General features: G+C 56.7%; 20 protein-coding genes. 7 read left to right on the top strand and 13 right to left on the bottom strand.

Annotated features, from left to right (window positions below; translation table 11 throughout):
- Nucleotide 1: 1 nt before the first annotated feature.
- Together ACMYSK_RS05530 and mdcH are read left to right on the top strand one after the other, a co-directional pair.
- A complete protein-coding gene (locus tag ACMYSK_RS05530; RefSeq protein ID WP_434640877.1) occupies nucleotides 2-622 on the top strand; it encodes a malonate decarboxylase holo-ACP synthase in 621 nt (206 codons plus the stop codon).
- Entirely contained in the window at nucleotides 619-1,521 is a 903-nt protein-coding gene (gene mdcH, locus ACMYSK_RS05525; protein WP_434640875.1) for a malonate decarboxylase subunit epsilon, read from the top strand. The genes ACMYSK_RS05530 and mdcH overlap by 4 nt, the downstream gene beginning before the upstream one ends.
- Here the strand turns inward: mdcH and ACMYSK_RS05520 are convergent.
- The 4 genes from ACMYSK_RS05520 to ACMYSK_RS05505 all read right to left on the bottom strand — a co-directional run bounded on the left by ACMYSK_RS05520 (nucleotide 1,511) and on the right by ACMYSK_RS05505 (nucleotide 6,843).
- A complete protein-coding gene (locus ACMYSK_RS05520; RefSeq protein WP_434640873.1) occupies nucleotides 1,511-2,437 on the bottom strand; it encodes a LysR family transcriptional regulator in 927 nt (308 codons plus the stop codon). The two genes, mdcH and ACMYSK_RS05520, sit on opposite strands and share 11 nt — an antisense overlap.
- Nucleotides 2,438-2,468: 31 nt before the next feature.
- Nucleotides 2,469-3,767 carry a multidrug effflux MFS transporter gene (locus ACMYSK_RS05515; RefSeq protein ID WP_434640871.1) on the bottom strand — a complete coding sequence of 433 codons (1,299 nt, stop codon included), beginning with the start codon at nucleotides 3,765-3,767 and terminating at the stop codon, nucleotides 2,469-2,471.
- Nucleotides 3,768-3,993: 226 nt separating this feature from the next.
- Entirely contained in the window at nucleotides 3,994-5,607 is a 1,614-nt protein-coding gene (gene mqo, locus ACMYSK_RS05510) for a malate dehydrogenase (quinone) (RefSeq protein ID WP_434643882.1), read from the bottom strand.
- A gap of 315 nt (nucleotides 5,608-5,922) precedes the next feature.
- On the bottom strand, nucleotides 5,923-6,843 hold the full coding sequence (locus ACMYSK_RS05505; protein WP_434640869.1) for an N-acetylmuramic acid 6-phosphate etherase: 921 nt from the start codon (nucleotides 6,841-6,843) through the stop codon (nucleotides 5,923-5,925).
- 174 nt (nucleotides 6,844-7,017) lie between these two features.
- On the opposite strand from ACMYSK_RS05505, the gene ACMYSK_RS05500 reads away from it, so the two are divergent.
- Nucleotides 7,018-8,637, top strand: a complete 1,620-nt coding sequence (locus ACMYSK_RS05500) for a sensor histidine kinase (protein ID WP_434640867.1) — start codon at nucleotides 7,018-7,020, stop codon at nucleotides 8,635-8,637.
- Nucleotides 8,634-9,353 (top strand): two-component system response regulator DcuR, encoded by a 720-nt coding sequence (gene dcuR, locus ACMYSK_RS05495; RefSeq protein WP_434640865.1) that lies wholly within the window; start codon nucleotides 8,634-8,636, stop codon nucleotides 9,351-9,353. Before ACMYSK_RS05500 ends, dcuR begins: the two co-directional genes overlap by 4 nt.
- Here the strand turns inward: dcuR and ACMYSK_RS05490 are convergent.
- Together ACMYSK_RS05490 and ACMYSK_RS05485 are read right to left on the bottom strand one after the other, a co-directional pair.
- Nucleotides 9,334-10,287, bottom strand: coding sequence for an FAD:protein FMN transferase (locus ACMYSK_RS05490; RefSeq protein ID WP_434640864.1), 954 nt, complete (start codon nucleotides 10,285-10,287; stop codon nucleotides 9,334-9,336). The two genes, dcuR and ACMYSK_RS05490, sit on opposite strands and share 20 nt — an antisense overlap.
- 83 nt (nucleotides 10,288-10,370) lie before the next feature.
- A complete protein-coding gene (locus ACMYSK_RS05485) occupies nucleotides 10,371-13,148 on the bottom strand; it encodes a flavocytochrome c (protein ID WP_434640862.1) in 2,778 nt (925 codons plus the stop codon).
- 637 nt (nucleotides 13,149-13,785) lie between these two features.
- Between ACMYSK_RS05485 and ACMYSK_RS05480 the strand changes: the two genes are divergently transcribed.
- A complete protein-coding gene (locus tag ACMYSK_RS05480) occupies nucleotides 13,786-15,297 on the top strand; it encodes an anion permease (protein WP_434640861.1) in 1,512 nt (503 codons plus the stop codon).
- A 54-nt stretch (nucleotides 15,298-15,351) separates the two neighbouring features.
- Complete coding sequence (fumA, locus tag ACMYSK_RS05475; RefSeq protein WP_434640859.1) at nucleotides 15,352-17,001, top strand: class I fumarate hydratase FumA; 1,650 nt, start codon at nucleotides 15,352-15,354, stop codon at nucleotides 16,999-17,001.
- A 75-nt stretch (nucleotides 17,002-17,076) separates the two neighbouring features.
- Here the strand turns inward: fumA and ACMYSK_RS05470 are convergent, their stop codons facing one another.
- From ACMYSK_RS05470 to ACMYSK_RS05460, 3 genes are read right to left on the bottom strand one after another with little or no spacing between them, the layout of a single operon-like run.
- Complete coding sequence (locus ACMYSK_RS05470; RefSeq protein WP_434640858.1) at nucleotides 17,077-18,612, bottom strand: DHA2 family efflux MFS transporter permease subunit; 1,536 nt, start codon at nucleotides 18,610-18,612, stop codon at nucleotides 17,077-17,079.
- A gap of 10 nt (nucleotides 18,613-18,622) precedes the next feature.
- A complete protein-coding gene (locus ACMYSK_RS05465) occupies nucleotides 18,623-19,801 on the bottom strand; it encodes an efflux RND transporter periplasmic adaptor subunit (protein ID WP_434640856.1) in 1,179 nt (392 codons plus the stop codon).
- A gap of 24 nt (nucleotides 19,802-19,825) precedes the next feature.
- Nucleotides 19,826-20,281 carry a MarR family transcriptional regulator gene (locus tag ACMYSK_RS05460; RefSeq protein ID WP_434640855.1) on the bottom strand — a complete coding sequence of 152 codons (456 nt, stop codon included), beginning with the start codon at nucleotides 20,279-20,281 and terminating at the stop codon, nucleotides 19,826-19,828.
- A gap of 280 nt (nucleotides 20,282-20,561) precedes the next feature.
- On the opposite strand from ACMYSK_RS05460, the gene ACMYSK_RS05455 reads away from it, so the two are divergent.
- Nucleotides 20,562-22,181 (top strand): mechanosensitive ion channel family protein, encoded by a 1,620-nt coding sequence (locus ACMYSK_RS05455; RefSeq protein ID WP_434640853.1) that lies wholly within the window; start codon nucleotides 20,562-20,564, stop codon nucleotides 22,179-22,181.
- A gap of 38 nt (nucleotides 22,182-22,219) precedes the next feature.
- Here the strand turns inward: ACMYSK_RS05455 and pcaC are convergent, their stop codons facing one another.
- The 4 genes from pcaC to pcaF are packed head-to-tail and all read right to left on the bottom strand — an operon-like array spanning nucleotide 22,220 to nucleotide 25,920.
- Nucleotides 22,220-22,609: a 4-carboxymuconolactone decarboxylase gene (gene pcaC, locus ACMYSK_RS05450; protein ID WP_434640851.1), complete on the bottom strand. Its 390-nt coding sequence runs from the start codon at nucleotides 22,607-22,609 to the stop codon at nucleotides 22,220-22,222.
- On the bottom strand, nucleotides 22,599-23,366 hold the full coding sequence (pcaD, locus tag ACMYSK_RS05445) for a 3-oxoadipate enol-lactonase (protein ID WP_434640849.1): 768 nt from the start codon (nucleotides 23,364-23,366) through the stop codon (nucleotides 22,599-22,601). The genes pcaC and pcaD overlap by 11 nt, the downstream gene beginning before the upstream one ends.
- Nucleotides 23,356-24,708 carry a 3-carboxy-cis,cis-muconate cycloisomerase gene (locus ACMYSK_RS05440; protein WP_434640847.1) on the bottom strand — a complete coding sequence of 451 codons (1,353 nt, stop codon included), beginning with the start codon at nucleotides 24,706-24,708 and terminating at the stop codon, nucleotides 23,356-23,358. The genes pcaD and ACMYSK_RS05440 overlap by 11 nt, the downstream gene beginning before the upstream one ends.
- A 9-nt stretch (nucleotides 24,709-24,717) precedes the next feature.
- On the bottom strand, nucleotides 24,718-25,920 hold the full coding sequence (gene pcaF, locus ACMYSK_RS05435) for a 3-oxoadipyl-CoA thiolase (RefSeq protein WP_434643880.1): 1,203 nt from the start codon (nucleotides 25,918-25,920) through the stop codon (nucleotides 24,718-24,720).
- Between the last annotated feature and the right edge of the window lie 10 nt (nucleotides 25,921-25,930).

Below are 25,930 nucleotides of genomic sequence, written 5' to 3'. Positions count from 1 at the left end.
TATGACATTCGCCCCGCGCCCGCACGACCTACTGTGGCTGAACAACGCCGACGCCTTACTGACCGTTCAGGAGGCGTGGGTTGCCCGTCAGTGGCACCCCGGTCTACCGGTGGTGGTGCGCCGCGATGCGAATGATAGCAATGACATTCCGGTGGGCGTGCGCGGCATGAAACGCGAGCAGCGCGCCGCCGGATGGGTGAAAGCAGAGTCGATTTCCCGCATCGTGACGCCCGAAGCGCTCGCGACACGCGAACGGCTGCTGCACTCCCCGTTTGTTTCCCAGCCGCCGGTTCAGGCGGCTATTTTACTGACGACGTTTGTATGGCCGTGGCTGTGGGGCATCACCGGCAGCACCGGCTATGCGCTCGCCACCGAAATTCCGGTTTTGCACGCCGACAGCGATCTCGATTTAGTGATTCGCGCCCCGATGCCGCTGACCGACGATGAGCTACGCCAGTGGCAGGCGCAGGTTGAGAAGCTACCGTGCCGGGCCGATACCCAGATTGAAACGCCCTTCGGCGCATTTGCGCTGAACGAATGGCTGCGCGAAGGACGCGTTCTGCTGAAAACCGCCACCGGTCCTGCGCTTACCGCGACGCCGTGGCACAGGGAGCCATCATGAAAATCCTCTTTACCTTTCCCGGTCAGGGCACGCAACGTCCAGGGATGCTGCAAAACCTGCCCGACGGCGCTGCACTTCTCGCCGATGTCCGCGCCGTGCTCGGTGCTGAAACCGATAAGCTCGACGCTCCAGAGGCGTTACGCCACACCCGCGCGGTGCAGCTGTGTCTGCTGATTGCCGGCGTGGCCTGGGCGCGGGAGCTGATGCGTCACGATGTCACCCCCGATATCGTCAGCGGCCTGTCGATTGGTGCTTATCCGGCGGCGGTGATTGCCGGGGTGCTCGATTTCCACGATGCCTTGCGGTTAGTAGCGCTGCGCGGTGATTTAATGGAGCAGGCCTATCCTCACGGCTACGGCCTGACGGCCATTGTCGGCCTTCAGCTTAATCAGGTTGAAAAGCTGTTGGCGGGCAGCGGTACCTTTATTGCCAATCTCAATGCCGAAACGCAGATTGTCATTGCCGGGCGGGATGAAGATATGGCTGCGGTAGCGCATCAAGCGCTGAAGGTCGGGGCCAGCAAGGCCACCCGGCTGGCGGTGAGCGTGCCATCGCACTGCGCACTGCTGGATAAGCCCGCCGCTGAACTGGCCAACGCTTTCAAATCAGTGACACTGTCACGTCCTTTGCATGCTTATCTGAGCGGTACGACGGGCCGGGTGCTGTGGGACCCGCAAAAAATTGCCGAAGACTTAGCCTTTAATATGGCGCGCACCGTGCAGTGGCAGGACGCGATGGTTTCTGCCAATCAGCGCGATGCCCGGCTGGCAATTGAGATGCCGCCCGGCAGCGTGTTGACCGGGTTGACGCACCTCGCGGGCTGGCAGGGCGAGGCTATCTGCATGGAGCGAAACAGCGTTGAAGTGGCGCAGCACCTCGTGCGTCGGCTTAACGGTTAAGACTGCGGGCGTACATACGCCCTTCTGCCGCCAGCGCCAGCAGGTCTGCGTCACGCTCCCGATGGTGCGAATAGACAATCGAGATCAGCTGGCGCATCTGATAGGGTTCCGCCAGCTTTAACAGCTGCACATCGTTTTCATACACTTTCTTCATACGTCCGGGCAGCAGTGCAAAACCAACCCCGGCCTGCACCAGGCTAATCATCGAGAAGATATCATTCACGCGGGTGACAATTTCGGGTTCAAATGCTGCCACCTGAAAAGCCTCCTGAAACCCGGCATAGGTGGCAAAACCCTCCGCTAACGAGACGAATTTGCGATCGGCATAATCGCGCAGGTCGGCAGGCATGGCGGTATCGAGCTTTTCCGTCGCCGGTGCCGCGAGGAAAATATCGTCTTCAAACAGCGGCACCACATCAAAGGCCGATTGGCTGAACTCCCCTTCGTTAGTGGCAATCAAAATCGCGTCGAGGGCGTCGTCTTCCAGCATATCCAGCAACATCTGGTTGGAGCCCATGGTGAGATCCAGTTCCAGCTCAGGTCGCCGCAGCTTCATGCCCATAATAATGCGCGGAACCGTTTCGAGGGTCAGAGAGTAGAGCGTGCCAATCCGCAGACGCCCCTGGCCAACGCCTGCCACTTTACGCGTCGCCTCCAGCCCGCGCGCCATTAAGCTGGTCACGTCCTGACAGTACTCCAGCAGCGTCCATGCCGCCGGCAGCGGCAGTAGATTTCGCCCCTTATGCACAAACAGCGGGCAGCCTACGCCTTCTTCGAGCGTATGCAGCGCCCGATGGACGCTCACCCCGCTAAGCTGCATGGCTTCGGCCGTTCTGGCGATATTCCCCTTTGCCATAAACATCATAAATACCGCCAGTTTGCGGAAGGTTATCTCCTGATTAATGTCGTCTTTCATGGCTTGCCCCGGTATTTCCGCTTTTTTCTTGTTAATTCAAGCCAGTATAACCGTAATCTGCAACGAAAGTTTTAACGAGGCGCAAGCAAGGTGTGATGTTTCCCGACGGGACCTGAACCGGCTTGAGCCTATGAGGTGTATTCATCATCAGCGGCGCCGACGGGGTCCAGGCCAGCAGCAGGCTGAGCAGCGTAAAGACGGCCATAATCCACGCCATCGTCCAGGGCGTACCATCATGGAGCCCTGCCAGCAGCAGCGAAGAGACAATCCCGCTACCGTATTGCAGCGAACCAATCAAGGCCGAGGCCGAACCGGCAAACTCCCCCGCTTCATCCAGGGCTGCCGCCGTTGACGTCGCAGCAATCACGCCGTTCATAGAGAAAAAGAGAAACACGCAGATGACGATCCCGACGATGCCGCCGTAATGCAGTCTGGTCGTCAACGCCAGCGTCACCATCGCCAGCGTGGCAACAACCAGCGCCGCTTTAAGCAAGTCACCTAGCGCGTGGCGCTGCACCAGGCGGCGGTTAACCACGCTCATGGCCATCACACCGAGGATATTGACCGCAAACAACCAGCCATAATGCTGTGGCTCAACGCCGAAATAGCGAATATAGACATCCGGTGAGCCGGTAATAAAAGCATACGCCGCGATGTAATAGCTGGTCAGACTCAGGGTATAGCGCATAAAAATGTGATTTCGCAGCAGCTGTCCATAGTGATGGAAAGCCTTCAATGGCGATCCCTTTTGACGCTGTTCCGGCGGCAGCGTTTCCGGGAGCCAGCGTAGCGCCACCAGCATCAGCAGACCGATGGCGACCAGCAGCCAGAAAATGGCATGCCAGCTGGTGATTTTAATCATCTGTCCCCCCATCAGCGGCCCGACAATCGGTGCAATGGCCATCACAATGGTCAGCGTGGAGAGCATCTGTGCGGCGCGTGTCCGGGCAAACAGATCGCGCACCATCGCCCGGGCCAGCATCGGTCCGGTACAGGCTCCCAGGGCCTGAAAAACGCGCCAGAAGATAATCTGCTCAATACTGGTGGAAAGCGCGCAACCGACGGATCCGATAATAAACAGCACCATCCCGATAAGCAGCGGCGTACGACGACCAAGACGGTCGCTGACTGGCCCCCAGACAAGCTGCGCCACGGCAAACCCAATGAGAAAGCCGGTAATGGTCAGCTCGGCGTCACCGTGCAGTTCCGCCGCCATAACCGGCATGGCAGGCAGATAGATATCGGTGGACAGCGAAGTGAACGCCATCAGCCCGCTTAAAATTAAAATAAACAGCGGCCCGCTGGCGGCGCGTTTGTGCGGCAAAGTCATGTGAGATATCCGTCGAGGAGAGAGAGCAGTAAAGAGCGGGCTATATTAGCGGGAAAAGGCCAACGGATAATCCCCCGCAGCCGTATCAAGGTTATGAACGGCATTCATCAATACGGTGCAGGTCAACATCGCTACCGACGCGGTGATCGACGACGACCAGACAAAAAAATGCCGGTCGGTTGTTCACCGGCCGGCATTTATTCGTTCAGGCGAACGAGAGGTCAGATTACAGCGCCATATCGTGCTGCGGCGACTCAGTACGTTTTGGCTCAGCCGGTTTCGCGGTGCTCACGGCGGGTTGCGTCTTACTCATGTCGATGACCGGTGGTTTTTCCAGCTGCAGGGTCGCGGCGGTGTCATCCCACACCTGCTGCGTCAGCGCAGGATTATCATTCAGCTTCTGGCCGTAGCTCGGCACGATCGCATGAATACGGCTTTGCCATTCCGGGGACGCAAACTGTTCCGGGAACATCTGCTTGATCACGTTAAGGGTGATCGGTGCCGCGGTAGACGCGCCAGGCGATGCGCCCAGCAGTGCGGAGATGGTTTTCTGCTGATCGACCACCACTTCGGTACCCAGCTTCAGCACACCGCCCTTATCAGCATCTTTCTTGATAATCTGTACGCGCTGGCCGGCCTGGATCAGTTTCCAGTCCTCTTTGCGCGCGTCCGGGTAGTACTCTTTCAGCGCGGCGAAACGATCATCATCGTTCAGCATCACCTGGCTAATCAGATATTTCACCAGATCGAAGTTGTCGAGACCGACGTGGGTCATCGGCAGCACGTTATCGGTGGTGGTGGTGCTCAGCAGGTCCATAAAGGAGCCGTTTTTGAGGAATTTCGTCGAGAACGTTGCAAATGGCCCAAACAGCACCACGCGTTTACCGTCAATGAAACGGGCATCCAGGTGCGGAACCGACATCGGCGGAGCGCCAACGGAGGCCTGGCCGTACACTTTTTCCAGATGCTGCTTGGTCACCGCCGGGTTTTCAGTCATCAGGAAGGAGCCGCCAACCGGGAAGCCCGCATAATTATCGGCTTCCGGAATACCGGTTTTTTGCAGTAATTTCAGGGCACCGCCGCCGGCACCGATAAACACATATTTCGCGTCTATCGCCTGCTCTTCACCGCTATTGACGTTTTTAATCGTCACGTGCCATGAATTATCGGCATTGCGTTTAAATTCGGTGACTTCGGAAGAAGTTTCCAGGGTGAAATTATTATTCTTCTTCAGGCTACCGATCAGCTGACGGGTAATTTCGCCGTAGTTAACATCGGTACCTACCGGCGTCCAGGTCGCCGCAACTTTCTGCTGCGGATCGCGCCCTTCCATCACCAGCGGCGCCCACTGTTTAATTTGGGCATGATCGGTGGAGAATTTCATTCCCTGGAATAATGTGGTTTGCTGCAATGCCGTATAACGCTTTTGCAGATAATCCACATTATCACCCCAGACAAAGCTCATATGCGGAGTCGAATTAATAAAAGCGTGCGGATCGTGCAAAATGCCGCGTTTAACCTGCGCCGTCCAGAACTGACGGGAGATCATAAACTGTTCGTTGATATCCAGCGCTTTGCTAACATCAATAGAGCCGTCCGGGCGCTGCGGAGTATAGTTCAGCTCCATATTCGCAGAGTGGCCGGTCCCGGCGTTGTTCCAGCCGTTAGACGATTCTAACGCCACGCCGTCCAGCTTCTCGACCATGACCTGTTTCCAGTCCGGCTGTAATTCCTGCAGCCAGGTGCCAAGGGAGGCGCTCATAATCCCGCCGCCAATCAGCAGGAAATCGGTTTTTTTAGCGGCATCAGTATTTGCATAAGACGCGGTGCTGACCAGCATCGCCAGGGCGGTCACAGATAAGAAAGATTTTTTTATTGCAGGCATAATAGAATTATCGCATAGCACAATGAAATAAGTGCAAACATGTTAACGCATTTCTATTATATTTTAAAATATCATTTACATTTTCCGCACAGTTAATCAATTTTTGATAAACACTTTTTTAACTTAAAAAAGTAAAATCTCGCGCAAGAAAATATAATTCAGAGCAATAACGGCGAGAATTAAAGGGGTTAAATCCTTTCTCGCCGGTTAATTTAGTTATTTATCACCGCTCAGCTATCGCGGCGCGCGATCCCTCACGCGCCGCATGTTTCAATTTACCGCACTCGGTACGGCAGATTTTGCCTCGCGTAGGGCAAGTCGCAAATGATCGTTATTTTTCGCCAGCAAATCCCGTGCCTGCCAGGCGTCAAGCCCGGTCATCAGCATCAGAATTGCCGTCCGACCATGCTGGTTACAGCTGGCCAGGGCAGTTTTTGCCTCGCTACGCGAGCAGTCGGTTGCCGTCATGACGATAGCAATTTGCCTTTCAACCCAGCGTGGGCTGGTGGCCTGCAAATCGACCCGCAGGTTACCGTAAACTCTGCCGCCGCGAATCGCCAGACCGGTGGTCAACATGGTGAGGATCTGCCGCTGCGCCAGCTGCGCTTTCGGGTTGCCGAACCCCGCGACGGCTTCCGGCCCGGTTTGTGGAGCAATAATAATATCCGCCAGCTGGGCGGCTTCACTCCCTGCCTGCTGGGTCAGTACGGCAATCGGCGCGCCAAGAGACCAGGCGTGACGCATCGCGCCCCATACCCACGGCGTTTGTCCACTGACCGTCAGTGCCAGCAGCATATCGTTGCTGTTAAAGCTGATGGCCTGCAGCTCAAGCGCGCCCAAATCGTAATCGTTAGCGGCCGTTTCCATCTCCTGCAGCGCGGCTGCCGGGCCGCCGGCAATGAGCCCAACCAGCGAATGTTTTTCCTCCGGCGCAAACTCACTGACCGTCTGCAGCGCCGCGCGACCGGATGCCCCGGCACCGACAATCACCAGCCGGCCTCCTCGACTCAGGGCTGCGGCAGCATTATCGACCAGGCGAGCAATGTCCGGTAAACAGGCCCCGACGGCGTCGGCAATTTGCCGATCGTCTTTATGCAGCAGGGTCAGCATATCGAGTGTGGCGAGACTGTCGATGTGACGGGTTTCAGGGTGGCGTCGTTCCATCATTGATGCGGTTGGCTTACTGCTCATAAAAACCTCCTTTTAAATAACTCCATATTCACTATAAGGATATTTATAACGAGGTCCTGCGAGTGAGGTCACGCTTCCCGGTTCTTACTCCGCCGTTTTTGCTTTTTTACATAGCTTTAAGAAATGGTTACCTTCAGCGATAATAGCCGCTCACCGAATATGTCAGGGGATGTTATGAAGGATCTAGCGGAGTCGATTCCGCCCGCGCGTAAACGTCTGATGAGTATGAAACTGAGCACCGCCGTGACGCTCATGATTAGCAGCGTGATTGGTTCCGTGCTGCTGCTGGTCTACGCCCTGTGGTTTATACAAATCAGCGACACTACCCGCGACGGCGTGAAAGACACCGCGCTGGCGGTAGCTCGCACATTCTCTGACATGCCGGAAGTGAAGCAGGCCCTGACTCAGCCGCCGGAACGTGGCCTCATCCAGCCTCTGGCGCAGGCAATTACCCGGCGAAACGACCTGCTGTATGCCGTCGTGACCGATATGCACGGCGTGCGCTATTCGCATCCTAATGACCAGCTCATTGGCAAACGCTTTATCGGTGAGGATATTTATCCCGCCTTTGCCGGCAAAGAAAATGTCGCGGTCAATCACGGGGTGCTGGCTCCGGCGCTGCGGGTGTTTACCCCGGTATTCAACGACAGACAGCAGCAAATCGGCGTGGTTGTGGTCGGGATTTCGCTCAGTAAAGTCGATGAACAGATAGCCAAAGGCCGCTGGGACGTGCTGTTAACCGTACTGTTCAGCACCCTGGTCTGCGGCCTCGGCACCTGGAGCCTGGTACGCGGCCTCAAACGCGTACTGCTGGGGCTGGAGCCTCAGGAGATCTCAACGCAGTTCCAGCAGCGCCAGGCAATGCTCCACTCGTTGAAAGAAGGCGTGGTCGCCGTGGACGTCGAAGGACGCGTCACGCTAATCAACCCCGCCGCCAGCGAGATCCTGCTCAGCGGTCCCGAAAGAGAGATTGCTCAAACGCCCCTGCTGGCGGATCTGCAAGAGGTGCTGCAAACCGGCGAGCCAATCTATGACCGCGAGCTCGGCTGCAACGGATTCCTGCTCATCAGCAATACCGTGCCGGTACGCAGCCAGAACGCCATCGTCGGCGCCATCAGTACCTTCCGCGATAAAACAGAGGTCAGCCAGCTGCTACAGCGGCTGGACGGGATGGTTAATTATGTCGATGCGTTACGCACCACTTCACATGAATTTATGAACAAGCTGCATGTGATCCTCGGTCTGTTAAACATGAAAAGCTATGACAAGCTGGAGGAATACGTGCTGCAAACCGCCCATACTTATCAGGCGGACATCGGTGAAATTCAGCACCGCATCAAATCGCCGGTGGTCGCGGGCTTCCTGATTGGTAAAATCCAGCGGGCCAAGGAGCGAGGATTCACGCTTAACTTAGCCGAAGAGAGTCTGGTCCCCGACTGCCCAAATGAAAAACAGGTGACCGTACTGGTGACCGTGCTGGGTAATTTGATTGAGAATGCGCTGGATGCGATGAGCGGCCAGAGCGAGGGGGAAGTCGGCCTGCTGCTGCACTATCAGAATGGCTGGTTAAGCGGCGAAGTCAGCGATGACGGTCCGGGCATTCCGGCGGCTAATATTGATGCCATTTTTAACAAAGGCTTCTCCACCAAGGGCGAGAACCGGGGCGTTGGCCTGTTTCTCGCCAGCCAGCAGCTACGTGAGCTGGGCGGCACGCTGGCCGTCGAGTCCGAACCTGGCGTGTTTACCCAATTTTTTGTTCATCTTCCCTGGGATAGTAAAAGGAAACATGCGTGATAAATGTATTAATTGTTGACGATGATGCCATGGTAGCCGAACTGAATCGCCTGTACGTGGCGAGGATCCCCGGCTTCCGCTGTAGTGGCACGGCGTCTACGCTGAGCAAAGCCCAGGAGATGGTTAACGATAGCGGACAGGAGATAGACCTGGTGTTGCTGGATGTCTACATGCAGCACGACAGCGGGCTGGATTTGCTGCCGACCATCCGCGCATCTGGCCGCCCTATCGACGTGATTATGATTACCTCCGCTGCCGATGCGGCGACCGTGCAAACCTCAATGCATTACGGCGTTGTCGACTACCTGATCAAACCGTTCCAGTTCCCGCGGTTTGAAGAGGCGCTGACCGCCTGGCGCGAAAAGCGCAAGCTGATGACCGGGCAGCCCTATTATGAGCAGGCCGATGTTGACCGTCTGCTCCACGGCAGCGCACCGGAAGCCAGCGATGCGCGCAAGCTGCCAAAAGGCTTAACCGCCCAGACGCTGCGCACGCTGTGCCAGTGGATTGACGGGCATCCGGGGATCGAGTTTTCCACCGATGAGCTGGCGGTAGCGGTGAATATTTCACGCGTTTCATGCCGTAAGTATCTGATCTGGCTGGCGCAGATTAATATTCTCTATACCAGCATTCACTATGGCGCCACCGGCCGACCGGTCTATCGCTACCGGCTGGTCGCCGAGCAGTACAGCCTGCTTAAGCAGTACAGTCAGTAAGCCGGTAGCTGTCGTCCAGCAGGTGAAAATGGTACCGGCGCTGTGATGAGAGGATAATGTCGCGATTTTTGGTGACGAAAATCGCCTCTATGTCGTCACGATGATGCAGCGCCGCGCACCCTTTTTCGACCCCAAGACCAAAGATCAACGTCGTCCAGATATCCCCGTCGAGCGAGTCGTCAGAGATGATGGTCACGCTCTCCAGTTCGTTATCCAGCGGATAGCCGGTGCGCGGGTCGAGAATATGGTGCCAGCGGCGGCCATCCTGTTCAAAATAGCGCTCGTAAATGCCGGACGTCACCACCGACTGGCCTGCGACGTCAAGGCTTCCCACCAGCGCATTATCGGTCGCAAACGGTTTTTTCAGCCCAATTGACCACTCCCCGAGGGTGTGTACGTTACCGCCGAGGTTAATCAGCGCGGCATCCACTCCCTGGCGCTGCAAATCATCGCGAACCCGGTCGGCAATATAGCCTTTGGCAATCGCCCCGAGGTCAATCTCCATTCCCGGCCGGGCGAGAAAAACGCTGCCAGCGGCATCATCAAGGATCACATCCTGCGGACGGGTCAGCGGCAAGCGCGCGGCAATATCCGCCGCCGCCGGAACGCTGTGTCCGTGAAATCCAATGCGCCATAGCTTCACCAGCGGGCCGATGGCCAGATTAAAGGCGCTTTCCTGTACCATGCTGGCCGCTTTCGCGCATTTGATGAGCTGGTAAACCGGGCGGCTGACGCTCACCGGACGCTGACCGGCGGCATGATTAATCGCCATCACCTGCGAGTGCGCGCGGTTGACGGTGAACAGATCTTCGTAATGTTTAATCAGTTGAAAGGTGCGGGAAGCCAGGGCTTCATCGTGGGAGAAGAGTTTGAGCAAGATGGGGGAACCCATCAAAACAGCGGAGTAGCTATAGATACGATTGTCGCCAGACATGGTTAAAGCTCCTCTGTGTCACCCGGATAGCCCACTGGCCTTCGGGAATGGGCCGGGCGAACCCGGCCTGTTATCACTGAGCGTTAGCCTCTGGCGCGTTTTGCCGCCTGGTGGCCCGCCAGGGTGCCAAAGATAATAATATCCGCCACGGCATTCCCGCCGATACGGTTGCCGCCGTGAATACCACCAACCACTTCACCGGCAGCATAGGCGCCCGCAATCGGTTGATGCCGGGTATCCAGTACCGCGGTGTCGGTGTTAATTGTTACACCGCCCATGGTGTGGTGAACCCCCGGCGCGATGCGGATCGCATGGAACGGCCCTTCATTCACCGGTGCGCGCAGCGCGGTCGTACGACCGAACTCTTCATCACGCTGATTTTCAACAAACCCATTATACCGTTCCAGCGTGGCGAGGAAGGCATGGTAATCCATCCCCAGCTTCTCTGCCAGTTCGCGCGGCGAACTGGCGCTGGTCACCAGACCTTTGGCAATGTATTCGTCGGCCGCTTTGTTTTTAGCCCGGACATGTTCATCAAAGACGATGTAAGCGTAATGCTCCGGCAGCGCAATGATTGCCGCGGACACTTTATCGCGGGTCTCCATCTCGTTAAAGAAGCGCTTACCCTGCTGATTCACCAGAATGGCGCCACCGCCGCGAATAGATTCGGAAATCAGGTAAGAGGTGTTTTGCTCAACGGTTGGGTGAATCTGAATTTCGCCCATATCGACGGTACCGGCACCAATGCGCTCCAGCAGCGCAATACCGCCGCCGGTGGCCCCTTTATGGTTGGTGGTGACAAACCCTGCCAGGTCCGGGCGATATTTCACGACCATCGCGCTGTTGGCGCTGAAGCCGCCGGTTGCCATCACAATACTTTTCGTTTGTACCACGATGCTTTCCTGCTCATCATTCAGCAGGCGTACGCCGCTCACTTCGCCATCAGACATCAGGATATCTTCCACCGATGTATCCAGCATGACGTCGATGCCGCGTCGGGTGATATTGCGAACCAGACCGCTGATCAAATAGCCACCAACCGCAGATCCGTCACGCGGACGGTGGGTACGGTCGATGCTCATCCCACCCGTGGTGGTGATGTCGTTAAGCATGATCCCGCGACGTGCCAGCCATTCGATAGCCTCCGGCGCATTTTCCACAAATCGACGCAGCAGCTGCGGATTATTTTTGTTCTGCCCGCCTTTTAAGGTTTCCTGGTAGAACAGCTCTTTACTGTCCTCAATCCCTTTCACCCGCTGGAAACGCGTCTCAGCGGCGTTCATCCCGGCAGAGGCTTTAATGGTATTACCGCCGATAGTCGGCATTTTCTCGACGATCAGCACGCTCGCGCCTTCGTCGTGTGCCTGAATAGCGGCGGCCAGACCGGCACCGCCGCTCCCGACAACCACAACGTCATAGCTTTTCGGTGTCAGGTCTTCACCACCTTCTTCCAGCGCCAGCGCTTTGCTTGATTTCAGCATCGCTTTCGACACCGCTTTTTTCACCGCTTCGCTCTGGCTGGTCGCGCCGGAAATGGCATCCACGTGCGGCGTGTTGGCGGTTAAAATGCGTTCGCGGATCTCTTCGAAGCTGGTGGTGAATTCCACGTTCTGGACCGGTCCAGCGGCCAGCTCGATATCGGCGATACGGTCATTTTCCAGGCTGACGTTGATAACCAGTTCGTTGGTGTCGTCCTGCACAGTTTCCACAAAAAGACCGGGTTTAAACTTCGCATCGCCCATGCTCATATCGCGGATCATCGCTTCGACCAGCGAGAAGCGCCACAGCGGCTCCGGAATATGCAATGCTTCACGCTGGGTGCTGTCGATAAACAGCTCCAGGTTTTCTCCCGCGGCAATGCGTGCCGCCCAGTCCGGATAGGCGATACACGCCCGGCCCACGGCAATCAGATCGTAACCATGATCCAGCCCCTGCTCCGCATCTGCCGCGTTGACCACACCGCCTACGCCCATTACCGGGACCTGGGCCAGGGTGTCAGAACGCAGCGCGCAATATTTTTCAATCAGCGGAGTCGGATCGCAGGTATCAACAATCGATGGCCGCAGAGATGCGCCGACGGAAAAGTGCAGATAATCAAGCCCGCGCGCCGCCAGTTTTTCCAGCAGGTACATCGTGTCGTCAAAGCGGATGCCCGGCTCTTCCAGCTCTTCCGGGGAGAAGCGGTAGCCGATAATAAAGGCATCGTCAGCGTACTGGCTCACCATTTTATGGGTAATGTCCAGCACTGCCAGAGGGAAACGAGCACGATTATCGCGGCTACCGCCCCACGCGTCATCACGCTGGTTGGAGTTCGGGGAATAGAACTGCTGGATGAGGTAGGTGTTGGCGCCATGGATTTCAACGCCATCAAAACCGGCCAGGATCGCGCGCCGCACGCCGTCGCCGAATTTGGCGATCATCCCTTCGACTTCTTCAGCGCTCAGCGCTCTCGGCAGCGCTGCACCTTCACGCGGCGCAGCCAGCGCGCTTGGCGCCACCGGCTGACGGCCGCCGATCAGCTGCGGGTCGACCATCCGCCCGCCGTGATAGATTTGCAGAATGGCCTTTGACCCTTCGGCTTTAATCGCCTCAGCAATTTTGGCCAGACCGGCAATTTTCTCATCGTTATCGATGCCGATGGCGCCCGGAAAAGCCAGGCCGTAGTCATCAATAAAGCAGCACTCAACAATAATAGTGCCAATGCTGCCGGCACGCGCACGATAGTACTCCACCAGCTCGCTGGTGACGCTGCCGTCAAAATAACCGGTGCAGGTAGTCATCGGCGCCATTAACAAACGGTTTTTTAGCTCGGTACCATTCGGTAAGGTAAAAGGTCGTAATATACGTTGGTTACTGGTCATATTAACACTCCAGATCTTAAATATTGAAAATTCAGAATTGGGTGACGAAATTGTTTTTGGTTGTGTTTTTTAATTCCTGTTGTCATGCCAATAATATAGCGCTATTTTTAGTTACCAAAGTAATTACGTTAGTTAAAAAACTATTTAATACCTCCAATAACATCAATACCTCCATTGTATTATTAATTTAAAATATAGCATTCACACAAAGCAAAGTGTCGATAACATTGCCGTCACTTTTGTTAAGAAAAACAACAATGACAAAACACATTAAAAACCTTAAAAATCAACAAAATAAAAAATAATTAGCGATAGTTAATCGCCATTACCCAGAACACCCATTAACATTTAGTGATATTTTAAGCAAATAAACACCTCACCCAACAGGGTTATTTTGAAAATAAAAAAAGGCGCTAACAGACGGTATTTATTGATCTCGATCAATTGCAATACGACATCAAAGCGCAATATATAAATAACCAACAAATTAAATTTAACGCCCGGAAACATGCGTTAAATAACCGTCACGACAATAGCTAAAACCAACGATTAATAAGTAAAGAAAGTTTTGAAATTAAAAAAATCACCGGTTATGGCGTGACGCAACCGTATTTTCAACTACTCGCAGATACTCATTATGAAAGAGAAACAGACAACCATACCGCCTGCCGGTGCCGCCAGTCCCAAGGCTGCAAATAAAAACCGCCTGCTGATGATGGCACTGCCCATTATTGTTGCAGTTCTTTTACTCTTCGTGCCGGTGCCTGACGGGCTACCGCCTTATGCATGGCACTACTTTGCTATCTTCGTTGGCGTCATCGTCGGACTGATTTTCGAACCCCTGCCGGGTGCCGTGATCGGTATCACCGGGGTGGTGGTTATCGCCCTGTGCAGCCAGTGGCTGCTCTTCAATCCGGCGCAGTTGGCCGATCCGAAATTCAAACTGGCCGGAGCCTCCTTTAAATGGGCGGTCAGCGGTTTTGGTAACTCTACCGTGTGGCTGATTTTCGGCGCCTTTATGTTCGCCGCGGGCTACGATAAAACGCAGTTCGGTCGCCGTCTGGCGCTGATTCTGGTGAAATATCTGGGTCGTCGCAGCCTGACGCTGGGTTATGCCATTACCTTTGCTGACCTGCTGCTGGCACCGTTCACTCCGTCGAATACCGCACGTAGCGGCGGGACTATCTACCCGATTATCGCCAACCTGCCGCCGCTGTATGGTTCTAAACCAAACGACCCCAGCGCCCGTCGTATCGGCTCCTATCTGATGTGGGTGGCCATTACCGCCGCCTGTATCACCAGTTCAATGTTCCTGTCTGCGCTGGCGCCTAACCTGTTGGCCCTTGCGCTGGTTAAAAGCATTGTCGGCATCAACATCTCATGGGGCACCTGGTTTATCGCCTTCCTGCCGCTGGGTATCCTGCTGATTCTGGCTATGCCGCTGCTGGCCTACTGGTTCTATCCGCCGGAAGTCAAAATCAACAACGAAGTGCCGCTGTGGGCCGCTCGTGAACTGGAAAAACTGGGCAAGCTGTCGCGCAATGAGATCCTGCTGCTGGTGTTCGTCTGCTTCGCGCTGGCCATGTGGATTTTCGCCGCCGAGTGGATTGAACCGGCGCTGGCTGCCCTGCTGGTGATTGTCCTGATGTTGTGGACCGGCGTACTGTCGTGGAGTGATATCACCAACAATAAAGCGGCCTGGAACACCTTTGTCTGGTTCGCAACCCTGGTGGCGCTGGCCGACGGTCTCTCCTCTACCGGTTTTATCGCCTGGTTGGGTAAAGAGGGCGGCGCGCTGATGAGCGGCATCTCTCCGGGCGTTGCGACTATCGTTCTGCTGCTGGCGTTCTATCTGCTGCACTACCTGTTTGCCAGCACCACCGCACACACCACGGCACTGCTGCCAGCCATGCTGACAATCGCCTCCACTATTCCGGGCATGAATATGCAGGTCTTCGTCCTGCTGATGGTGACCTCGCTCGGCGTGATGGGCATCATCACCCCGTACGGTACCGGCCCAAGTCCGATTTACTACGGCAGCGGCTATCTGCCGACGAAAGACTACTGGCGCCTCGGCACCATCTTCGGCGCCATCTTCCTGGCCGCCCTGCTGCTGATTGGTTATCCGTGGATGTCCATGATGTTCTGATTCATAACCGCCGGAGTTTCACCTCCGGCGGTTTTACTCTTAGGGAGCTAAGCTATGTCGACTAAACCGTTTGTTTACCAGGAAGCCTTTCCGCTGGCAAAAGATGAGACTGAATACTATCTGCTGAGCAAAGAACATGTTTCCGTGGCCGAATTCGAAGGCCAGGAGATCCTGAAGGTTGCACCTGAAGCCCTGACCCTGCTGGCCCAGCAGGCGTTCCATGATGCGGCATTTATGCTGCGCGTTTCCCATCAAAAACAGGTCGCGGCAATCCTCCTCGACCCGCAGGCCAGCGAAAACGATAAATATGTTGCCCTGCAGTTCCTGCGCAACTCGGAAATCGCCGCCAAAGGCGTGTTACCCACCTGCCAGGATACCGGTACAGCCATCATCATGGGCAAAAAAGGCCAGCGCGTCTGGACCGGCGGCGGTGACGAAGCGGCCCTGGCCCGCGGCGTTTACAACACCTACACCGAAGATAACCTGCGCTATTCGCAAAATGCGGCGCTGGACATGTACAAAGAGGTCAACACCGGTACCAACCTGCCGGCGCAGATCGATCTCTATAGCGTTGACGGCGACGAGTATAAATTCCTGTGCATGGCGAAAGGTGGCGGTTCGGCAAACAAAACCTACCTGTATCAGGAAACCAAAGCGCTGATCACCCCGGCGAAGCTGAAAAACTACCTGGTTGAGAAAATGCGCACCCTCGGTACTGCGGCCTGCCCGCCGTACCATATCGCTTTTGTGATCGGCGGAACTTCGGCAGAATCTACGCTGAAAACCGTAAAGCTGGCCTCTACCCGCTACTACGACGGTCTGCCGACCGAAGGTAATGAACATGGTCAGGCGTTCCGCGATATCCAACTGGAGCAAGAGCTGCTGCTGGAAGCGCAAAACCTCGGCCTCGGCGCACAGTTTGGTGGCAAATACTTTGCCCACGACATCCGCGTGATTCGCCTGCCGCGCCACGGCGCCTCCTGCCCGATCGGGATGGGCGTATCCTGCTCCGCAGACCGTAACATCAAAGCAAAAATCAACCGCCACGGTATCTGGATTGAGAAACTGGAGAGCAACCCAGGCCAGTACATTCCAGAAGCGCTGCGCGAGCAAGGTGAAGGAAAGGTCGTCAGCATTAATCTGAACCAGCCGATGAACGAGATCCTGGCACAGCTGTCAGCCCACCCGGTCTCGACCCGTTTGACGCTGAACGGGACGATTATCGTAGCCCGCGACATCGCCCACGCGAAGCTGAAAGAGCGGCTGGATAACGGTGAAGCGCTGCCGCAGTATGTGAAAGACCACCCGATCTACTACGCCGGTCCGGCGAAAACGCCAGAAGGTTACGCCTCCGGATCACTCGGCCCGACCACCGCAGGACGCATGGACTCCTATGTCGACCTGCTGCAATCCCACGGTGCCAGCATGGTGATGCTGGCGAAAGGCAACCGCAGCCAGCAGGTAACCGACGCCTGCCATAAACACGGCGGGTTCTATCTCGGCAGCATCGGTGGCCCGGCGGCGGTTCTGGCCCAGCAGAGTATTAAGAGTCTGGAGTGCGTGGCTTACCCGGAGCTGGGTATGGAAGCTATCTGGAAAATTGAGGTGGAAAACTTCCCGGCGTTCATTCTGGTGGATGACAAAGGCAACGATTTCTTCCAGCAGATTCAGAACAAACAGTGTGCAGGGTGTGCTCAGCGCTAATTGTGGCTGATTAACCCAATCAAAAGCCGTAACGTTTTGCGTTACGGCTTTTTTTTACAACCCGCAGCCGAACCACTAATGACCGGCAGACGGCGCCCCTGGCGCACCGGCACGACTGAACGGCGGACGGGCAAACCAGATAACCACAATCAGCGCCATAAAGCCCCAGCCCAGAACCCAGAAATAGTCGATGGTTGACATCATGTAGGCCTGTTGCTCGATGCTTTTATCAATCAGCGCCATATGCTGCTGTGTGGCTCCGCCCATCTTATCGATATAGTCCACCGCGGCAGGATTGTAGGCGGACACACTCTCCGTCAGGTTGGCATGATGGAAAACTTCCCGCCGGGACCAGATCCAGGTGGTGAGCGACGAGGCAAAAGAGCCGCCCAGCACGCGGAAAAAGGTTGCCAGCCCGGAGCCTTCCGCCACTTGCGCACCGTTCAGGTTTGACAACACGATGGTGGTGACAGGCATAAAGAAAAACGCCACGCCGATCCCCATAAACAGCTGCACCTCCGCGATAGTGCGGAAATCAACATCGGTGTTGAACTGGGCACGGATAAGGCAGGATGCCCCCATGGTCAAAAATGAGAGCGAGGCCAGAATCCGCAGGTCGAAGTTATTGGCGTAGCGGCCAATAATCGGCGTCATCATCAGCGGCAGGATCCCCATCGGGGCGGCGGCCAGCCCGGCCCAAATCGCCGTGTAGCCCATCTGCGTTTGTAGCCACTGCGGCAAAATAATATTGATAGCAAAGAATGCCGCATAGCCCAGGGTCAGCGAAAGCGTGCCGATGGCAAAGTTGCGATCCTTGAATAAGCGCAGGTTAACGATCGGATGACGCTCGCCCAGCTCCCAGATAACAAAGGAAACCAGCGAAATGGCCGAAATCGTCGACATCACAATAATGTGCGTGGAGGCAAACCAGTCAAGATCGTTGCCTTTATCGAGCACCACCTGCAGCAGTCCGACCCCAAGCACCAGCAGCGCAATGCCGATGTAATCAATGGGAGCGTGTGCGATCGTCTCTTCTCGTTCGCGCATCTGGGTCCAGACCACGATGGTGGCGAAGATCCCGATCGGCACGTTGATATAAAAAATCCACGGCCACGAGTAGTTGTCCGTTATCCAGCCGCCGGTAATCGGCCCGACAATCGGCGCAACCACCGTCACCATCGACAGCAGCGCCAGCGCCATACTGCGTTTACTGGAAGGGTAAATGACCAGCAGCAGCGTCTGACACATCGGGAACATCGGCCCGGCGAAAAACCCCTGCAGCGCGCGGAAGATAATCAGCTCCGTCATACTGTGGGCGAAACCGCACAGGAATGAGGTGAGCGTAAACATCATCACCGAGCCGATAAAGAGCTTCAACTGCCCGAAACGGCGCGTAAACCAGCCGGTCAGCGGCAGCGCAATGGCGTTACACACCGCAAATGAGGTGATAACCCATGTTCCCTGATCCGCACTGACGCCGAGGTTGCCGGCAATCGTCGGCAACGCCACGTTGGCGATAGTGGAGTCCAGCACCTGCATAAAGGTAGCCAGCGACAGCGCGAGCACCGCCAGCCACATATTGGGCGGTGTAAAGGCAGCCTTATCTTGCATAACGTCTCTCTTAACGGGCGCCTGCGGCTACCGCTTTACTGTTGTCATGAAGGATTTTAGCCACCAGTTTATCCGCATCTTCCAGCGGGTTTTGATACACATCCGTGGTGAAACGCGGGCTGCTAACGGTTTGCTGCGGTAAAAGATGACCGCCGGCGTCGCGAATATCGACGCTCACGTTCATCGACAGGCCAACGCGCAGCGGGTTTTTTTGCATATCATGGGCATCCAGCACGATACGAACCGGCAGGCGCTGAACAATTTTGATCCAGTTACCGCTGGCGTTCTGCGCGGGCAGCAGCGAGAACGCGCTACCGGTACCAATCCCCAGGCTTTCAATAGTGCCGTGATACTCGACATCATCACCGTAAAGATCCGCGCTGAGCGTCACTTTTTGCCCAAGACGCATCGCCTTCATCTGGCTCTCTTTGAAGTTAGCATCCACCCAGACTTCGTTCAGCGGCACGATAGCCATCAACGTGGTCCCTGAATCAACGCGCATGCCGAGCTGAACCGCGCGCTTTGCGACATAGCCGCTGACCGGGGCAACAATCGTGCTGCGGGCGTGGTCGAGGAAGCGCTGGCGGAGCGTGGCGACGGCACTTTTAATTTCCGGGTGGCTGTCGATAACGGTGTCATCGACCATCGCGATATTGGTCCGCAACGCCTCCTGAGCGGCCAGGAGATCGCTTTGTGCGCTGGTCACCGCATCGCGATAATGGGCGAGGTCTTCTGCCGCAATTGCCCCGCTCTGGAAGATCTTCTGCCGCCGCGCATAGTCGTTTTGCGCCGTCTGCAACGCCACTTTTTTCGCCGCTACCTGCGCACGGTAGTTATCCGCGGTGCTGTAGAGACCGCGAACCTGTCGGACTGTATTCGCCAGGCTGGCCTGCGCCTGCTGCAGCGCAATTTCGGTATCGCTTGGGTCAAGCAGCACCAGCGGCTGTCCCTTCTGGACAAAATCGCCTTCATCCACCGTCACCTGGGTGACCGTACCGCCAATCTGCGGGGTCAGCGTGACCTGATTGCCATTCACATAGGCATCGTCGGTGGACTCATAATAGCGGGCATACAGCAGATACCACGCCAGCCCCCCTCCGGCGGCAAGAAGAAGAATAATGAGTAAAATAATAAAGTTGCGTTTGCGCTTGCTACCGCGCTCAGCCTGTTGTGCCGCAGTGGTTTCCATCTGGTGAGGACCTTTTTTCATTCGTTAGCGATGAGGAGCGACGATCTCGTCTGGCAGCATTTTTGTCATGAGCTCTACCAGCTGTCGGGATTCATCGGGTGTAAGTCGGGCGGTGAGTTCGCTGATGATCGACACCAGCGCCTCGTTGACAAAGCGCTCACAAATCAGCAGCCCTTTATCGGTTAATGCCAGAATGACCTGGCGTTTGTCCTGTGGATTTGGGGAGCGGCTGATCAGCTCGCGCTTGACCATTCGATCCACCATTCGGCTCATGGCGCCGGCGTCCATCACCAGGTTTTTACTGATCTCTACCGGGCTGTTAAAGCCTTTATAAATACTGATCAGCACCTTGAACTGCGCGGCGGTAATGTCCATGCCAGAGAAGTGCTGGCTAATCAGCTGGTCCTTGAACTGGTTAGCCAGGTGGATAAGCAAACCTAAGTGAAATTTATTGTTAATAATACCCGGATGATTACTCATGATATTTGCCTGGTCAGTAATTACAAATGAAACTACTGACCAGGCATTTATTTGTCAACGTAACGTCAAGAAGATCGCACGATTTGTCAGCGCGAAGGCCTGGGTTCACCTCATCGGGCCGTCGTCCCGTTTGCGGTGTCTGCCGTCGGTGCCAGATTTCAGCTCCCAGCCCGTTCTTGAATTCGCTGATCGCTGGTCTATGCTCAAAAAAGGGTCTGGTCAGATAGTGCCGTTGACCACCTGAAAAATAACAATAATTTTCTATTTTTGGGTGCTAAATATGAACAGGATACAGGCGTTATTTTTGGCAGGGTTTGCACTATGTCTGGCACTCCCGCTCTCGGCGGCGGAACCTCGCCAACAGCCGACGGAACGTGAGCAGGCCCGTACGGTAAAGATTTTTCACCAGCCGATCGTGATGCTCCAGGCAACCTTCGGTCAGACAACGCCCGAAGAACGCGTGCTGCGGATTCGCAATACGCTGCGGGCCTTTACCGAAGCGGATATCAGTCAGCCGCTACAGGTCGTTCCGATCACGCGCTACAACCTGCCGGGTCGCCTGTTCATCATGAATGGCAAACCGATTATGCTACTGAGCCAGGCCGACCTTGACGAAGGTGATGACCTGACGCTCGACCAGGCCACCCAGCGGGTCCTTGCCCGCATGGAGGCCCAGCGAACCGCACTTCGCGAACAGTACAATAAACCCTATCTGGCGCTGGCTGTCGTTAAGGTGGCTGCCGGCGCACTGCTCCTGGCGGCCTTTTATTATGGCGCCTGGCGCTCCTGGCGGCGGGTCCGCCGTTTTTTTCTGCTGCGAATTCTGGAAAAGCGCAGCTGGATCCCCCAGGGCTGGCGACGCTTTCTCGGGAATATCGAAACCAAACTGTACGCCCTGTTGATGATTCTGCTGGGGATGATGGCGCTCTATGCCTGGCTAAGCTGGGCCTTCAGCCTGTTCCCCTGGACGCGGGTGTGGAGCGAATCGCTGGGCGACTGGTCGATAAGCGTATTGCAGGAGATTTCCTTATCCATCGTTTCGTCCCTGCCCGGTCTGCTGATCGTTCTGATTATCTTACTGATTACCTGGTTTATCATCCGTCTGGTCAAGCTGCTGCTCAGCCAGGTGGAAGCCGGTCGCTTACAAATTCCCGGCCTGCATCCGGAAACGGTAGGCGCCACCCGCAAGCTTATTTCGGTGGTGATCTGGCTGTTCGCTCTCTCCGCAGCCTATCCGTTCTTGCCCGGCGCGAACTCTCTGGCCTTTAAGGGGATAAGCGTCTTTTTCGGCCTGATGTTAACCCTGGGGTCGGCAGGCGTGATGAACCACGCCATGAGTGGTCTGGTGCTGATTTACTCGCGCGCGCTGCACAAAGGCGATGTGATTCGGATTGCCGATAATGAAGGTAAAGTCAGCGAAATTGGGATGCTGGCCACCAAAATTGTCACCCGCGAAAACTATATCGTGACGGTGCCAAATGCCGTGGTAGTAAGCGGGAAAATCACCAACCTCAGCGCGCAAAACAGTGAGGCCGGGGTTAATCTGACCACCGGCGTCACCATCGGTTACGACACGCCGTGGCGGCAGGTTCAGGCGATGCTGGAACTGGCGGCTCACCGCTCGCCGGGGATTGACCACCGCCAGCCGCCGCTGGTGCGCCAGCTTGGCCTGATGGACTGGTATGTCTCGTATGAGCTGCAGGTCCAGCTGCTGCCGGCGACCTCGCTGGCCGACGGACGCACTGCGCTACACAGCAATATTCAGGACGTGTTCAATGAATTTGGCGTGCAGATTATGTCGCCGAATTTTGTCATGCAGCCGAAGGGTACCGTTATGGTAGCAAAAGAGGACTGGTACGCCGCGCCTGCGGCGCAAGATTCGCAAATAAAAGAACTATAAATCATAATGCTGGCCGGAGAACGGCCAGCAAAATCACCTCAGGACGGCTGAGCATCCTGCTCATCAAACACCTGCTGGGCAAGGTGCATTGTGGCATTGGCGGCAGGCAGACCGCAGTAAAGCGCGGAGTGCATAATCAACTCTTTCAGCTCATCGCGGGTCACACCATTATTAAACGCCGCCCGCAGGTGCATTTTCAGCTCTGCTTCGCGGTTAAGCGCAATCAACATCGCGATGGTTATCATACTGCGGGTATGATGATCCAGACCGGGTCGGGTCCAGGTTTCTCCCCAGGCATAGCGGGTGATAAAATCCTGAAACTCGTCATTAAGCGGCGTCAGATTATGCAGCGTACGATCCACGTGGGCATCGCCCAGGACTTTACGGCGGACGCTCATGCCCTGCTGATAACGCGTTTTATCGTCCACGCTCGTCCCCCCGCACAAATCCCAATAGCGCAGCGCTAAAGGCGCCCGGCGCTTCGATGCTGGACAAATGCGACGCACTGACCACCACCACCTCTGAGTCCGGGATTTGCTGATGCAGGAAACGGGCATCGGCAACGGTAGTGACAGGGTCACTTTCTCCGGCAATAATCAGCGTGGGTACGCTAATTTGCCCGACTTCACTGCGTAAATCAGCGGCCGCCAGCGCTTCACAGCACTCCGCATAGCCTTGTGCGTTGCTGTGGGTCAGCTGATGGCAAAGCGCTTCGACCACCTCCGGCGCCTTCTGGCGAAAATTTTGCGTGAACCAGCGGTCCGCCGCCCCGGCAGCCACCACGTCCATCCCTTCCTGACGTACGGCCCGCGCGCGGGAAAGCCAGCTGGCCTGATCGCCAATTCGCGCCGCCGTGTTGGCTACCGCGATACCGTAAAAACGGTCCGCGGCAAAGCGGCCCAGCCACAGGCCGGTCAGACCGCCCATCGAGATGCCACAAAACCAGGCTTTCGCGATATTCAGATGATCGAGCAGCGCAATCACGTCTTCGCCGAGCTGCGCCAGCGTCACCTTACCCGACTTCGTCGTTTGACCATGCCCGTGGGTATCGTAGCGCAGCACGCGAAACTGTTGGGTTAAGGCAGCCATCTGCGGCTGCCACATTGCTCGGGTGGTTCCCAGCGAGTTGGAAAGCACAATGACCGGCGCGCCTTCTGGCCCGTCCAGCTGATAATCAAGGTTCATCACGTTGCTCCTTGTAACGCGCCACGACCTGGCGCACAAAACGTTCGGCGCTGCCGGTGGCCGAGGCCGGGTCCAGCAGCTGCGTTAAACGGGTGGCGGAAAGATGCTGGCTGACCAGCGGGTCGCTCTCCAGCAAGCCCTGTAGCGGACGGGATTCGTCAATCGCCTGGCGACACAGCGCCTCAATGCGATGATGGGCATCGGCTTTGCCGATAAACGCCGCCAGCGCCAGCGTCACCGCCTCTGCCATAATCAGCCCGTGGGTCATATCCAGATCGGCGCGCATTTTTTGCGGGAAGACCTGCATATCGCGAACCAGCGCGTCGCTGTGCACCAGCGCGCCGCCGACCAGCATAATCAGCTCCGGCAGCGTTTCCCATTCGGCCTGCCAGCCGCCAAGAGCGCGTTCATGCTGCTGGATCTGGCTGGCATATAGCGTCGCCACCAGCCCAGGCGTACGCTGAGCCGCAGTTAAAATGGCGCTACAGGCCACCGGGTTACGTTTGTGGGGCATAGTTGACGAACCGCCGCGCCCTTCCGCAACCGGCTCGCTGACTTCCGCCACTTCGGTTTGCATCAGCAGGGAAAAATCGTTGGCAAATTTGCCCAGCGTACCGCACAGGCCGGCAAACCAGGCTCCGACCTCCAGCACCCGGTCACGCTGGCTGTGCCACGGCGTATCCGGCAGAGCCAGATCGAGCTCGCGGGCCAGCCGTTTCGCAACCGGCGGGCCATCTTCCTTGAGCGAATCCAGAGTGCCTGCCGCGCCGCCAAACTGTAACACCAGCACTCGTGGGCGCATCTCTCGCAGACGCTGCTGCCAGCGGAGCAGCGCATCAAGAGTACCCGCCAGCTTCAGGCCAAAGGTGACCGGGAGCGCGTGCTGCATCCAGGTCCGCCCGGGCATCACCGTGCTTTGGTAGCGTTCAGCCTGCATGGCGAAGCCGTCGATCAGCTGCTGTAACAGCCTTTCCGTTTCGCCCAGCGCGCCGCGAAGCTGTAACACCAGCCCACTGTCGATGGCATCCTGGCTGGTCGCCCCCCAGTGGACATAGCGCGCAGCCCCGGCGTCCAGCGCCTTAACATGGGCGGTGAGCTGTTTGACCAGCGGAATCGCCAGATTACCCGCGCTGGCGGCTGCCTGCCCCAGGGCGGGAAAATCGAGCGCCGAATGCTGACAGGCGCTGACGATCGGCGCGACCGCATCCTGCGGCACCATGCCGCAGGCGGCCTGGGCGCGGACCAGCGCAGCTTCAAAATCCAGCATTCCCTGCACCCGCCGCTCATCGCTAAACCAGGCGGTTAGCGGACTGGTGCGCAGCATGGGGGTCAACAAACTCATGTCGGCTCCTTAAACACGTTCAATAATCAGCGCAATCCCCTGGCCGACGCCAATACACATGGTGCACAGCGCATAGCGTCCACCGGTGCGACGCAGCTGATAAGCCGCGGTCATTGCCAGGCGTCCTCCCGATGCCCCTAAAGGATGGCCCAGCGCAATGGCGCCGCCGTTGGGATTGACGTGCGCCGCATCCTCCGGCAGCCCCAAATCACGGGTGACTGCCAGCGCCTGCGCGGCGAACGCTTCATTCAATTCAATGACATCCATTTGATCCAGCGTCAGTCCGGTTTGCGCCAGCACCTTGCGCACCGCCGGAGCCGGCCCAAAGCCCATAATGCGCGGGGCGACGCCGGCGGTCGCTACTCCCACAACCCGCGCCAGCGGCTGCAAATCGTTGGCCATCAGCGCCGCTTCACTTGCCAGCAGCAAGGCACAGGCGCCGTCGTTCACCCCGGAGGCATTCCCGGCGGTCACCGAACCGTCCGCACGTACTACGCCTTTCAGCTTCGCCAGCGCCTCAGCGGTGGTGTTACGCGGATGCTCATCCCGGGTAAACAGCAGCGGCTCGCCTTTACGTTGTGCGACAGATACCGCAATCAGCTCATCGTCAAACCGCCCGGCTTCCTGCGCCTGCGCCGTCCGCATCTGGCTGCGCAGCGCGAAAGCGTCCTGATCGGCACGCGAGACGGCAAAGTCAGCGGCCACGTTTTCCGCGGTCTCCGGCATGGAATCGACGCCGTACAATGCTTTCATCCGGGTGTTGATAAAACGCCAGCCGATCGTGGTATCTTCCATTTGCATGTTACGACTGAAGGCATTTTCCGCCTTGCCCATGACAAACGGCGCGCGTGACATGCTCTCTACACCACCGGCGATCATCAGCTGAGTTTCGCCGCTTTTGATGGCGCGCGCTGCGACGCCGATCGCATCAAGGCTGGAGCCGCACAGCCGGTTAATGGTGCTGCCCGGTACCGTTTGCGGTAGCCCGGCCAACAGCAACGCCATGCGCGCAACGTTACGGTTATCTTCCCCGGCCTGGTTTGCACAGCCGTAAATCACGTCATCAATACGCGCAGGATCCAGCCCAGGGTTACGCGCCAGCAGCGCTTTCAGCGGCAGAGCGGCCAAATCATCGGCGCGCACCGTGGCCAGCGTACCACCAAATCGACCGAACGGTGTACGCACCGCATCACAGATAAATGCCTGATTCATCATAGGTTCC

Origin of the sequence: Klebsiella sp. I138 (assembly GCF_051131765.1) — a bacterium.
Classification (GTDB): domain Bacteria; phylum Pseudomonadota; class Gammaproteobacteria; order Enterobacterales; family Enterobacteriaceae; genus Klebsiella.
Note: the sequence above shows the minus strand (reverse complement) of the source record. Positions and strands in the feature narration are given on the sequence as shown.

Excerpts from the sequence above, each read along its gene's own strand:
- ACMYSK_RS05530 (WP_434640877.1), top strand. The coding sequence starts at position 2 with ATGACATTCGCCCCGCGCCCGCACGACCTACTGTGGCTGAACAACGCC.
- fumA (WP_434640859.1), top strand. The coding sequence starts at position 15,352 with ATGTCGACTAAACCGTTTGTTTACCAGGAAGCCTTTCCGCTGGCAAAA.
- ACMYSK_RS05465 (WP_434640856.1), bottom strand. The coding sequence starts at position 19,801 with ATGGAAACCACTGCGGCACAACAGGCTGAGCGCGGTAGCAAGCGCAAA.
- ACMYSK_RS05480 (WP_434640861.1), top strand. The coding sequence starts at position 13,786 with ATGAAAGAGAAACAGACAACCATACCGCCTGCCGGTGCCGCCAGTCCC.
- pcaF (WP_434643880.1), bottom strand. The coding sequence starts at position 25,920 with ATGAATCAGGCATTTATCTGTGATGCGGTGCGTACACCGTTCGGTCGA.
- ACMYSK_RS05455 (WP_434640853.1), top strand. The coding sequence starts at position 20,562 with ATGAACAGGATACAGGCGTTATTTTTGGCAGGGTTTGCACTATGTCTG.
- ACMYSK_RS05485 (WP_434640862.1), bottom strand. The coding sequence starts at position 13,148 with ATGACCAGTAACCAACGTATATTACGACCTTTTACCTTACCGAATGGT.
- ACMYSK_RS05515 (WP_434640871.1), bottom strand. The coding sequence starts at position 3,767 with ATGACTTTGCCGCACAAACGCGCCGCCAGCGGGCCGCTGTTTATTTTA.
- ACMYSK_RS05490 (WP_434640864.1), bottom strand. The coding sequence starts at position 10,287 with ATGTCTGGCGACAATCGTATCTATAGCTACTCCGCTGTTTTGATGGGT.
- ACMYSK_RS05500 (WP_434640867.1), top strand. The coding sequence starts at position 7,018 with ATGAAGGATCTAGCGGAGTCGATTCCGCCCGCGCGTAAACGTCTGATG.
- mqo (WP_434643882.1), bottom strand. The coding sequence starts at position 5,607 with ATGCTGGTCAGCACCGCGTCTTATGCAAATACTGATGCCGCTAAAAAA.
- ACMYSK_RS05505 (WP_434640869.1), bottom strand. The coding sequence starts at position 6,843 with ATGAGCAGTAAGCCAACCGCATCAATGATGGAACGACGCCACCCTGAA.
- ACMYSK_RS05440 (WP_434640847.1), bottom strand. The coding sequence starts at position 24,708 with ATGAGTTTGTTGACCCCCATGCTGCGCACCAGTCCGCTAACCGCCTGG.
- ACMYSK_RS05470 (WP_434640858.1), bottom strand. The coding sequence starts at position 18,612 with ATGCAAGATAAGGCTGCCTTTACACCGCCCAATATGTGGCTGGCGGTG.
- ACMYSK_RS05520 (WP_434640873.1), bottom strand. The coding sequence starts at position 2,437 with ATGAAAGACGACATTAATCAGGAGATAACCTTCCGCAAACTGGCGGTA.
- mdcH (WP_434640875.1), top strand. The coding sequence starts at position 619 with ATGAAAATCCTCTTTACCTTTCCCGGTCAGGGCACGCAACGTCCAGGG.
- pcaD (WP_434640849.1), bottom strand. The coding sequence starts at position 23,366 with ATGAACCTTGATTATCAGCTGGACGGGCCAGAAGGCGCGCCGGTCATT.
- ACMYSK_RS05460 (WP_434640855.1), bottom strand. The coding sequence starts at position 20,281 with ATGAGTAATCATCCGGGTATTATTAACAATAAATTTCACTTAGGTTTG.